We start from the raw sequence: 11,014 nt of genomic DNA, 5'->3' as shown, positions 1-11,014 counted from the left end.
CCATGGCACGCTCCCCGCACCCCGCCCCGCGCCGCCGCACCCTCCTCGGCGCCGCGCTCGCCGCCTCCGCCGCGCTCGCCGTCGCCGCCGCCCCCGCGCAGGCGGCCGTCTGGTCGTCGTCCGACCAGTGGGGCAACTGGACCACCTCGGACGGCTACACCCTCTACAACAACATCTGGGGCTCCGGCGCGGGCGCCCAGACGATCTGGGCCAACTCCTCGTCGAACTGGGGCGTCTGGGCCAACCACCCGAACACCGGCGGCATCAAGTCCTACCCGAACGCCAAGAAGGTCGTGAACAAGCCGATCGGCTCCCTGTCGTCCCTGACCAGCAGCTACAACGTCACGGTGCCGTCCTCGGGCGCGTACAACACGTCGTACGACATCTGGGACAGCGACTACGACTACGAGGTCATGCTCTGGGTCAACCACACCGGCGCCGTCGGCCCGCTCGGCACCTCGCAGGGGACCGTGACGCTCGGCGGGCACACCTGAACCGTCTACAAGGGCACCAACGGCGCCAACGAGGTCTTCTCGTTCCTGCGCACCTCGAACTCGACGTCCGGCACGGTGGACATCCTGCCGATCCTCAAGTGGATCAAGGACACCAAGGGGTGGTGGGGCAACGAGACGATAGGCGACGTCCAGTTCGGCTACGAGATCACCTCGTCCTCCGGCGGCCTGGACTTCAGGACCAACGGCTTCAAGGTCGCCGGCGGCTGACCCGGCCGGTCGCGCGGCGCGCGGCTCAGCTCCCCACGGGGGCCTGGGCCGCGCTCTCGCGCAGGGTCAGCTCCGGCTCCAGGAGCACGACCTCCTCGTCCGAACCGCGCCCCTCGATGCGGGCGATGACCTGCTCGACCGCGCGCCGACCCATCTCCTGCGCGGGCACGGCGACCGCGGTGAGCGGCACCGAGGCGTGGGCGGCGACCTGTTCGGGGCAGACCGCGACGACCGACACGTCCTCGGGCACGGCGCGGCCGGACTGGCGCAGGAGCGCGAGCAGCGGGTCGGTGGCCGCCTCGTTCTGCACGACGAAGGCGGTGGTGTTCGGGCGCTCGTCGAAGACGCGGGAGAGCGTCGCCGACACGGCCGCGTACGAGCCCTCGCACGGGCGGTGCAGCAGGCGCAGGCCCAGTTCGCGGCTGCGCTCGCGCAGGCCGGTCAGGGTCCGCTCCGCGAAGCCGGTGCGCCGCTCGTAGACGGCGGCGGCCTCGCCGATGACGGCGATCTCGCGGTGGCCGAGGTCGGCCAGGTGCTGGGCGCAGACCGCCCCGGCGGCGGCGAAGTCGAGGTCGACGCAGCTCAGTCCGGTGGTGTCGGAGGGCAGGCCGATGAGGACGGCGGGGCGGGGCGCGGAGCGCAGGAGCGGAAGCCGCTCGTCGTCCAGCTCGACATCCATGACGATCATGGCGTCGGCGAGGGCGCTGCCCTCGATGCGGCGCACCGCCTGGGCGCCCTCCTCGCCGGTGAGCAGCAGGATGTCGTAGCCGTGGGCGCGGGCGGCGGTGGCGACGGCCATGGCGATCTCCATCATCACCGGCACGTACATGTCGGTGCGCAGCGGCACCATCAGGGCGATGATGTTCGACTTGCTGCTGGCGAGGGCGCGCGCCCCGGCGTTCGGGTGGTAGCCGAGCTGGCGGACGCTGGTCTCGACGCGCTCACGGGTGGCGGCGGAGATGGACCGCTTGCCGCTGAGGACGTAGCTCACGGTGCTGGCGGAGACTCCGGCGTGCCGGGCGACCTCTGCGAGCGTGACCATGTCGTTCTCCTGAGCCGTGACGAGGGGGCGCCGGCGCGGACCGCTCCGACGGGACGGGCGGCCGTGGGGCGTTCGGCCTACCGACCCTATGGCGGCGGCGGGTACCTGTCCAGAACGGAGTCGAAGCGCTTCGACAGCGGTGGCTCCGCACCGGCGCCCCACCGGAGGACGACCGGTCGCTCAGGCCAGTTCGCCGAGGACCTCCCAGGTCCGGACGCGGGCGTCGGCGCCGTCGGCCTCGGTGCCGCTGACGACCACCTCGGTGGCGCCCGCGTCGCGGTAGCGGCGCACCGCGTCCGTCAGGGTCTTCTCGTCGCCGACGACGGCGAGATCCCCGGGGTGCCGGTGGCCGGACAGCTCCACGACGCGCGCGTAGGACGGGATCTGCGCGTAGAAGGAGAGCTGCTCGTACAGGCGCGGGCGGAGCGCGTCCGCGTCGCCGGTGACGACGCCGGGCACGAACGCGACGATGCGCGGCGTGGGACGCCCCGCCTCGGCGGCGGCCCGGGTCACCTCGGGCACGATGTGCTCCTCCAGGGCGCGCGGGCCCGCGAGGTACGGCAGGATCCCGTCGGCGAGCCGGCCGCTGACCCGCAGCGCCTGCGGGCCCATCGCGGCGACGAGCAGCGGTACGGGCGGTTCGGCGCCCGGGACGGAGGCGGGCAGCGAGGTCCTCGCCGTGAGGTGCTCGCCCTCGAAGTCCACCTCCCCGGTGTGCACCAACTGCCGCAGGGCGGTCAGGAACTCGCGCAGCCGGCCCACCGGCCGCTCGAAGGGGATGCCGAAGGCGCCCTCGGAGATCAGCTTCGTGCCGAGGGCGAGGCCGAGGTGGTAGCGCCCGCCGAGGGCGGCCTGGACCGTCCGCGCCTGGCTCGCCACGAGCAGCGGGTGGCGGCCGAAGACCGGGAGCGCGGAGGTGCCGAGGTGGAGGTCGGGGACGGCGCGGCCGATGACCGCCGCGAGCGTCGGGGCGTCGTAGCCGAGCGTCTGCCCGAACCACAGGGAGGTGAGGCCGGAGGCGCGGGCCTGGCGCGCCTGCTGCACGGCGTCGTCGATGAGGAGGTCGGTACTGGTCGTGTTGAGGATCACTCCCACTGTCATGACTGGCACAACGAGCGCGTCCGCCGCCCCGATTCCGCGAGCCGTATGAACAGTTCGTTTCGGGGGGCGGCGGCGCGGTGGGCCGGGGCGGGGGCGGCGCGCCCCTACCGTCCCCGTATGAACACGCGTGCTCAGCTCTCCCTGCTCCTGCTCGCCGGTGCGTCCGGTGCCGTGGACGCGCTCGCCTTCACGGCGCTCGGCACGGTCTTCGCCGGGGTGATGACCGGGAATTTGGTGCTGCTCGGCGTGGCGGTGGGGGACGCGGCCGGGGGCGGCTCCGGGTACGGGGAAGGGGTGTCCGGGCCGTTGTACGCGCTCGCGGGCTATGTCGCCGGGGCGGCGCTCGTCGCCCGCGTGTGCCGGGGCGCGGCGCGGCGGGAGGGGTGGCCGAGTCGTGTCGTGGCCTGTCTCGCGGCGCAGGCGGTGCTGCTCGCGGGGGTCGCGGTGGCGGGCGGGGTGTGCGAGGGGCGCCCCGGCGGGGTGGGGCGGACCGTCCTGCTGCTGGTCGCCGCGCTCGCGATGGGCGGACAGTCGGCGGCGATGGTCGCGGCCGGGGCCGCGCCCACGACCTACTTCACCGGGACGCTCACCACGCTGGTCACCGGGTTCGCGGACGGCTCGCGGCGCGGGAGCGCGCAACTGTGGGTCGCGGCGCGCCTCTTCGGGGTCGTCGGCGGGGCCGTGTGCGCGGTGGCCCTGCACGCGCGTGCGCCGTCGTGGGGGTTCGTGCCACCGGCCGTCCTGGCGGCCGCGGCGGTGGCGTGCCAGAAACCTGCACAGCGAGTGCGCAGGGCGGTCACGGGGAAACACAAAAATCCATCGCGCGCCCCGGAAACGGAAACCCATTGATGCGCGAGTGTCCCTTTTCCCGAAGGCGGCCCCATCCCTTTCACAATTCCTCCGGTGAAGGTTGTGAAGGGAATGACATCGGCCCGTGAATGGACGTGCACGAGGCCGTAATTGACCTCGCACATCCACTCCTACCGGGGACGTTCCGATTAGCTGTGCGATGCGTCGACGTGCTTTGATCCTCCGCACCGCAGGACCTCACGGATTCGCCTCCACCGATTCCGTGGTGCGTTCCGGCGTTTATCGCGATACCCGCACACCCATTGAGAAGGGCGGCTCTCCTCATGAGCAACACCCCCCAGGTCCAGACCCTCGAGATCTCCGACGCCGAGCTGGACAACGTCTCCGGCGGCCTCGTCACCGGCCTCGTCTCCAACGTGACCGGCACCGTCGACTCGATCGCCCCGGTCTCGGGCGTCGTCGCGGGCGTCACCGGCACGGTCGAGGGCCTGACCGGCGTCAACGTCAACGCCGCCACGGGTCTGGCCACCGGTCTGGTCGCCGGCCTCTGAGCCGGATCCGCAACGGATCACGCCGCCGCCACCTGACGGGCGGCGGCTCCAAGGCCCCGGGACCTCACGGTTCCGGGGCTTTCGGGCGCGTCAGGGCCGCGGGGCGCCGACAGGGCGGCCCCGACCGGCGCTGAGCTACGTAAGGGAAACATCGCGTGCAGTTCCGCCAACAGGCCCTCAGCAAGCTGCAGTCACCGGACCAGCTCGACCTTCCGGTGCGCCTCGCGCGGCCGCAGGGCGTGCTCGCCCTCGCCGTGACCCTCGTCGTCATGACCGCGTCCTGCGTGTGGGCCGTCACCGGCTCGGTGGACTCGACGCTGGAGGCGGACGGCATCCTCACCTACGGGCAGGGCAGCTACGTCCTCCAGACCCCCGTCACCGGGCAGGTCACGGGCGTGTACGTGAAGGAGGGGCAGCGGGTCGGCAAGGACGCGCCGCTGCTGAAGGTCCGCACGGAGCAGGGGAACCGGGCGGTGCGCGCCATCGACGCGGGCCGCGTCACCGCGCTCGTCGCCCGCATCGGCTCCGTCGTCACCACCGGCGCCGACGTCGCGACCCTGGAGAGGACCGCCTCCGCGCGCGATCCGCTGCTCGCCATGGTCTACGTGCCCGCGACCGGCGCGGCGAACGTGCCCGCGAACGCCCCCGTCGACGTGACCGTGCCCGCAGCCCGGAGCCACGGCGTGCTGCGCGGCACGGTGAAGGCGGTCGGCCGCACCGCCCAGACGCGCCGCCAGGTCACCGACTTCCTCGGCGACGGCGAACTGGCCGCCCAGTTCACGAAGGGCGGGGCCCGCGTGCCGGTGCTCGTCCAGCTCACCAAGGACGCGCACACGAAGTCCGGCTACGCCTGGTCCACGCAGGACGGGCCGCCCTACCCGCTCACCTCCATGACCCTCGTCTCCGGCGCCGTGCACCTCGCCGAGCAGCGCCCGATCGATTGGCTGCTGCCATGAGCACCGCCTCGCTGCCGCCCGCGAGCCACCGCCCCGACCGGCGCCGCGCCCGCTCCGCTCCCCCGCCGCCCAAGCGCCGCAGGACCGTCCGCACCCCGACCGTGCTCCAGATGGAGGCCGTCGAGTGCGGCGCCGCCGCGCTCGGCATGGTCCTCGCCCACCACGGCCGCCACGTCCCGCTGGAGGAGCTGCGCATCGCGTGCGGTGTCTCACGGGACGGCTCGCGCGCGAGCAACCTGCTGAAGGCGGCGCGCGGTTACGGCATGACGGCCAAGGGCATGCAGATGGAACCGGCCGCCCTCGCCGGCGTCCAGGGCCCCGCGATCCTCTTCTGGGAGTTCAACCACTACGTCGTCTACGACGGCATGGGCCGCCGCTTCGGACGGCGCGGGGTGCACATCAACGACCCCGACAAGGGCCGCCGCTTCGTCGCCATGGAGGACTTCGACACCAGCTTCACGGGCGTCGTCCTCGTGATGGAGCCGGGTGACGGCTTCCGTACGGGTGGCCGTCGGCCCGGTGTGCTCAAGGCGCTCCCCGGGCGCCTGCGCGGCACCACCGGCACCATGCTCGCCGCCCTCCTCGCGAGCCTGCTCCTGGTGGCGGTCGGCGCGGCGGTGCCCGCGCTCAGCAAGACGTACATCGACCTGTTCCTGATCGGTGACCAGACCTCGCTCCTTGGCGCGCTGTTCGCGTCGATGGCGGCGATGGTCGCCCTGACCGGTGTCCTGACCTGGCTGCAACAGGCGAACCTCCTGCGCGGCCGCATCATCTCCTCCACGCTGAGCAGCGCCCGCTTCTTCCGCCACCTGCTGCGCCTGCCCGTCACGTTCTTCGCGCAGCGCTCCCCGGCCGACCTCGTGCAGCGGCTCCAGTCCAACGACGCCGTCGCCGAGACCCTGGCCCGCGACCTGACCGCCGCCGGGGTCGACGGCGTCGTGGTGCTCCTGTACGCGGCGCTGCTGTGGAGCTACGACCCGCAGCTCACGCTCGTCGGCGTCGGCATCGCGCTGCTCAACGTGGTGGCGATGCGGATCGTCGTACGGCTGCGCGCGACCCGTACGCAGAAGCTGCGGGCGGACTCGGCGCGGCTGACCAACACCTCGTACACCGGCCTCCAGCTCATCGAGACGATGAAGGCGACCGGCGGCGAGGACGGGTTCTTCCGGCGGTGGGCCGGGCAGCACGCGACGACGCTGGAGGAGCAGCAGCGGCTCGGGGTGCCGAGTGCGTGGCTCGGGATCGTCGCGCCGACGCTCGCGACCCTCAACAGTGCGCTGATCCTGTGGATCGGTGGTCTGCGGGCGGTCGAGGGGCATCTGTCCGTCGGTCTGCTCGTCGCCTTCCAGGCGCTCGTCGCCCGGTTCACCGCGCCGATCACCCGGCTCAACGGGGTCGCGGGCCGCATCCAGGACTTCGCCGCCGACGTGGCCCGGTTGAAGGACGTGGAGAACTTCCCCGCCGACAGCCTGTACGCACGCCCGGAGGCCGTACAGAGCACGCGCCGTCTCAAGGGCCATGTCGAGCTGGACAACATCACTTTTGGGTACAGCCCGCTCGACGCGCCGCTCCTGTCCGGGTTCTCGCTGACGGTGGGCCCGGGTCAGCAGGTGGCGCTCGTCGGCGGGTCCGGCAGCGGCAAGTCGACCGTCTCGCGGCTGATCTCCGGTCTCTACACGCCCTGGGAGGGCGTCATCCGGATCGACGGCCGGCGCCTGGACGACATCCCGCGCGGCGCGCTCGCCGCCTCCGTCTCCTTCGTCGACCAGGACGTCTTCCTCTTCGAGGGGACCGTGCGGGACAACGTGGCGCTGTGGGACCCGTCGATCCCCGACGAGGCGGTCGCCGACGCGCTGCGTGACGCGTGCCTGTACGACGTGGTGGCGCGGCGGCCCGGCGGCTTGCACAGCCGTGTCGAGCAGGACGGCCGCAACTTCTCCGGCGGCCAGCGCCAGCGCCTTGAGATCGCGCGGGCGCTCGTGCGGCGGCCCAGCATCCTCGTCCTGGACGAGGTGACGAGCGCGCTGGATGCCGAGACGGAGCAGCTGGTGATGGACAACATCCGGCGGCGCGGCTGCGCCTGCGTCGTCATCGCGCACCGCCTGAGCACCGTGCGCGACAGCGACGAGATCGTGGTCCTCGACCACGGCCAGGTCGTCGAACGGGGCCGCCACGAGCATCTGGTGCGGGCGGGCGGGCCCTACGCCGAGCTGGTGAGGGAGCACTGACATGACCCATGCCGCGACCGAGTTCACCTCGGACCAGGTGGTCGCCGCGTTCGGCGGGCTCGGCACCCCGGTCGACTGCGCGGGCCTGCGCAGCCTGCCGCTGGAGGGGCCGCAGGTCCTCTGGCTCGTCGTGGAGGGCGCGCTCGACCTGTTCGCCGTGGACGCCCACGCGCAGGGGCACTGGCACTTCCTGGGCCGCCTGGAGCCGGGCACGCTGCTGCTCGGCCCGGTCGAGGGCACGCAGCACACGCTGGTCGGGCGGCCCCTCGCCGGGTGTGCCGTGCGCCGGATCGCGTTGCGCGAGCTGCCGTACGCCCCGGCCGCGCACGACGGCACGTACGACATGGCGTGGAGCCTGCTCGAAGAGGCGTTCGCGCTCGGTGTCGGGCGCGGGCAGCGGGTGCTGTTCGAGGCGCCGCTCGACGGCCGCACGACCGGCGACGAGGTCCGGGGCGACGACGACGTGCTCTGGCCGCAGCTCGCGCCGGGCAGCGTGCGGTACGGCTCCGCGTACGCCGCCGACGCCGCCGCCGATCTGCTGATGGACGGCGCGCTGTGGCAGCGGATGGTCGACCAGCAGTACCGGCTCCTCGCCATGCTCGACCGGTGGATCGAGCGCCTGGAGAGCGCGCACGAGGACCGGGCGGCGGCCGGGATCCGCGCGGGCGAGGCCGTCCGCGAGCAGGCCGACCGCACGCTGCTCGCCTCGATCGGTACGCGCGGGCGGCGCGAGCGCGGGACGCGGGGCGGCGTCGACGCGACGTACGCGGCGTGCAGGATCGTGGCGGACGCGGCCGGGATCCGGCTCGCGGAACCGGGCCGCGGCGGCGCGGTCAGCGACCGGATCGACCCGGTCGAGCAGATCGCGGTCGCCTCCCGCATCCGGACCCGGCCGGTGCGGCTCGCCGGGGCCTGGTGGCGCGAGGACATGGGGCCGCTCGTCGGCTTCCGGGCCGCGTCCGGGGCGCCCGTCGCCCTGCTGTGGCGGCGCGGCGGCTACGAGGCCGTGCACGCGTCCGGTGAGCGGCGCACCCGGATCGACGAAGGCACCGCCGAGGACTTCGAGGAGCGGGCCGTGATGCTGTACCGGCCGCTGCCCGAGGGGAGGCTGACGCCTTGGCGCCTGGCCCGGTTCAGCCTGCGCGCCGCCGCCTCCGACGTGCGCAGGCTGCTTCTGGCGGGCCTGGTGACGGTGGGGCTCGGCGCGCTCGTGCCGGTGGCGACGGGCCACATCCTCGGCTCGTACGTGCCCCACGCGCAGACCGGTCTCATCACACAGGTGTCCTTGGCGGTCGTCGTCACCAGCCTCGTGTCCGCCGTCTTCATGCTGCTCCAGAACGTGACCGTGCTCCGCGTCGAGGGGCGGGTGGAGAGCGTGCTGCAACCGGCCGTCTGGGACCGGCTGTTGCGACTGCCCACGCGCTTCTTCGCGTCCCGCTCCACCGGTGAACTGGCAAGCGCGGCCATGGGCATCAGCGCCATCCGCCGGCTCCTGTCCGGGGTCGGCCCGGTCGCCGTGCAGTCGGTGACGATCGGCGCGATGAACCTCGTCCTGCTCCTCCTCTACAGCGTGCCGCTCGCGCTCGCGGCGCTCGGCATGCTCGTGGTCGTCGCCGCCGTCTTCCTCACCCTCGGACTGTGGGAGCTGCGGTGGCAGCGGCGGCTCGTGGAACTCGGCAACAAGCTCAACAACCGCGCCTACCAGACCTTGCGCGGACTGCCCAAGCTGCGAGTCGCCGGGGCGGAGAGCTTCGCGTACGCGGCCTGGGCGAAGGAGTTCGCGCGCAGCCGCGAGCTGCACCGGCGCGCGGGCCGCGTCAAGAACGCGACGACGGTCCTCAACGCCGTCTACCTGCCGCTGTGCTCCCTGGTGATGTTCATGCTGCTCGCGGGCCCCGCGCGGGGCAGCATGTCGGCGGCGGCCTTCCTCACCTTCAACACCGCGGTGACGATGCTGCTGACCTCCGTGACCCAGTTGACCGGGGCGCTCATCTCGGCCGCCGCCGTGCTGCCCATGTACGAGCAGATCAAGCCGGTCCTCGACGCGGAGCCCGAGGTGCGCGGCAGCGCGACCCAGCCCGGCGAGCTGACCGGCGCCCTGGAGGCCCGCGACCTCTCCTTCCGCTACACCGACGACGGGCCGCTCGTCCTGGACGGCGTGTCGCTCGCGATCCGGCCCGGCGAGTTCGTCGCCGTCGTCGGCGAGAGCGGCTGCGGCAAGTCGACCCTGCTCCGCCTGCTCATCGGCTTCGACGCGCCCACGTCGGGCAGCGTGCTGTACGACGGCCAGGACCTCGCCGCGCTCGACCAGGCGGCGGTGCGGCGCCAGTGCGGCGTCGTCCTGCAGAACGCGCAGCCGCTGACCGGCTCGATCCTCGACTGCATCTGCGGCGCCGAGTCGTTCACGCCGGAGGAGGCGATGGCGGCGGCGGAGAGGGCGGGGCTCGCCGAGGACATCAAGCGGATGCCGATGGGGCTGCACACGATGATCGCGGGCGGCGGCGCGATCTCCGGCGGACAGCGCCAGCGGCTGATGATCGCGCAGGCGCTGATCCGCCGCCCGCGCCTGCTCTTCCTCGACGAGGCGACGAGCGCGCTCGACAACGAGACCCAGCGCATCGTCATCGACAGCACGCGCGCCCTGCGCGCCACCCGCGTCGTCATCGCGCACCGCCTGTCCACGGTCCTCGACGCCGACCGGGTGATCGTCATGTCGGCGGGGCGCGTCGTGCAGCAGGGCACGCCCGCCGAGCTGCTCGCGGACACGGGCGGGCGGCTGCACGAGCTGGTGCGGCGCCAGCTCGCGTGAGGAGTTCGCGCGCACGGCGTGCGTGCAAGAGCCGGGACAGGGAGCACTCCGAACGGTTACGCTCACTATGAGTGAACTCGCTTACGTTCGGGTGGTGTTGATGCTGCGTCGGGGGATCAGCGGTGACACGGCGGGTGACGGCGTGGACCGGGCGGGTGACGGGCGCGCGGGCCGGAAGCGGGATCTGCGCAGCCGCCCCTTCCCGGCGGTGACGGGCGGCACGCCGCAGGCCCGGCGCGAGGCGCTCCTGGCGATCCGCGCCTGGGCCGAGCGGGAGGCCGAGGACGCCGTCGACTGGTACCTGCGCGACCGGCGTCTGAAGCGGCGCGGCTCCCGCTTCATCCGGGGCCTCACGATCCTCCTCGCCATCGCGGGGACGGCCGTCCCCCTCGCGGGCTCCCTCGACCAGGGCCCGCCGCAGGCGCTCGGGTACGTGCTCCTCGCGCTGGCCGCGGGGTGCAAGGGCTTCGACCACTTCTTCGGGCTCTCGGCCGCGTGGATGCGGGACATGGCGGCGGCACAGGCGCTGCGCACGAAGCTGAGCGAGTTCCGGCTGGCGTGGTCGCGCGAGGAGCTGCGGGCGGGGCCCGCGGCGGACGGCATCACCGAGGAGGGTCTTGAGCGGCGCATGGACCTGATCACCGCTCTGGTGTCGGCGGTGCACAGCCAGATCGAGGGCGAGACGGCGGGCTGGCTGACCGAGTTCGCGGCGAGCGAGCAGCAGTTGAGGGAGCAGACGGCGGTCCCCGGGCCGGCGCCCGCGCCGCGCTGAGGCTTCGGGGCACGGGGACGCGG

8 protein-coding genes and 1 pseudogene are annotated in these 11,014 nt (G+C 73.3%); 7 read left to right on the top strand and 2 right to left on the bottom strand.

The features are described 5' to 3' along the window. Window positions 1-2 precede the first annotated feature (2 nt). Window positions 3-722, top strand: a pseudogene (locus tag ABZ877_RS29980) (hypothetical protein). Window positions 723-747: 25 nt separating this feature from the next. On the opposite strand, the gene ABZ877_RS29975 reads toward ABZ877_RS29980, so the two are convergent. Both ABZ877_RS29975 and ABZ877_RS29970 read right to left on the bottom strand, forming a co-directional pair. After that, complete coding sequence (locus ABZ877_RS29975) at window positions 748-1,764, bottom strand: LacI family DNA-binding transcriptional regulator (RefSeq protein ID WP_361077278.1); 1,017 nt, start codon at window positions 1,762-1,764, stop codon at window positions 748-750. Window positions 1,765-1,944: 180 nt separating this feature from the next. After that, window positions 1,945-2,865, bottom strand: coding sequence for an LLM class F420-dependent oxidoreductase (locus ABZ877_RS29970; protein ID WP_361077275.1), 921 nt, complete (start codon window positions 2,863-2,865; stop codon window positions 1,945-1,947). Between the two features lie 117 nt (window positions 2,866-2,982). On the opposite strand from ABZ877_RS29970, the gene ABZ877_RS29965 reads away from it, so the two are divergent. From ABZ877_RS29965 to ABZ877_RS29940, 6 genes are all read left to right on the top strand, one after another. After that, on the top strand, window positions 2,983-3,714 hold the full coding sequence (locus ABZ877_RS29965; RefSeq protein ID WP_361077272.1) for a DUF1275 family protein: 732 nt from the start codon (window positions 2,983-2,985) through the stop codon (window positions 3,712-3,714). Window positions 3,715-3,998: 284 nt separating this feature from the next. Beyond that, the gene (locus ABZ877_RS29960) at window positions 3,999-4,226 is read left to right on the top strand and encodes a type A2 lantipeptide (RefSeq protein ID WP_361077269.1); all 228 of its coding nucleotides are present in this window, start codon (window positions 3,999-4,001) and stop codon (window positions 4,224-4,226) included. A 155-nt stretch (window positions 4,227-4,381) separates the two neighbouring features. After that, a complete protein-coding gene (locus ABZ877_RS29955) occupies window positions 4,382-5,182 on the top strand; it encodes a DUF2118 domain-containing protein (RefSeq protein WP_361077266.1) in 801 nt (266 codons plus the stop codon). Beyond that, entirely contained in the window at window positions 5,179-7,410 is a 2,232-nt protein-coding gene (locus ABZ877_RS29950; RefSeq protein WP_361077263.1) for an NHLP family bacteriocin export ABC transporter peptidase/permease/ATPase subunit, read from the top strand. Before ABZ877_RS29955 ends, ABZ877_RS29950 begins: the two co-directional genes overlap by 4 nt. Window position 7,411: 1 nt before the next feature. Then, entirely contained in the window at window positions 7,412-10,219 is a 2,808-nt protein-coding gene (locus ABZ877_RS29945) for an NHLP bacteriocin export ABC transporter permease/ATPase subunit (RefSeq protein WP_361077260.1), read from the top strand. A gap of 100 nt (window positions 10,220-10,319) precedes the next feature. Next, window positions 10,320-10,991: an SLATT domain-containing protein gene (locus ABZ877_RS29940; protein ID WP_361077450.1), complete on the top strand. Its 672-nt coding sequence runs from the start codon at window positions 10,320-10,322 to the stop codon at window positions 10,989-10,991. Window positions 10,992-11,014: the final 23 nt, after the last annotated feature.

This window comes from Streptomyces sp. NPDC046939 (assembly GCF_040644575.1).
Taxonomy (GTDB): Bacteria; Actinomycetota; Actinomycetes; order Streptomycetales; family Streptomycetaceae; genus Streptomyces.
The sequence above is the reverse complement of the archived record's forward strand: the minus strand, read 5'-3'. Positions and strand labels throughout refer to the sequence as shown.

Bases quoted from the DNA above. Each gene is read 5' to 3' on its own strand.
- ABZ877_RS29950 (WP_361077263.1), top strand. From the start codon at position 5,179: ATGAGCACCGCCTCGCTGCCGCCCGCGAGCCACCGCCCCGACCGGCGC.
- ABZ877_RS29975 (WP_361077278.1), bottom strand. From the start codon at position 1,764: ATGGTCACGCTCGCAGAGGTCGCCCGGCACGCCGGAGTCTCCGCCAGC.
- ABZ877_RS29965 (WP_361077272.1), top strand. From the start codon at position 2,983: ATGAACACGCGTGCTCAGCTCTCCCTGCTCCTGCTCGCCGGTGCGTCC.
- ABZ877_RS29945 (WP_361077260.1), top strand. From the start codon at position 7,412: ATGACCCATGCCGCGACCGAGTTCACCTCGGACCAGGTGGTCGCCGCG.
- ABZ877_RS29960 (WP_361077269.1), top strand. From the start codon at position 3,999: ATGAGCAACACCCCCCAGGTCCAGACCCTCGAGATCTCCGACGCCGAG.
- ABZ877_RS29940 (WP_361077450.1), top strand. From the start codon at position 10,320: ATGCTGCGTCGGGGGATCAGCGGTGACACGGCGGGTGACGGCGTGGAC.
- ABZ877_RS29970 (WP_361077275.1), bottom strand. From the start codon at position 2,865: ATGACAGTGGGAGTGATCCTCAACACGACCAGTACCGACCTCCTCATC.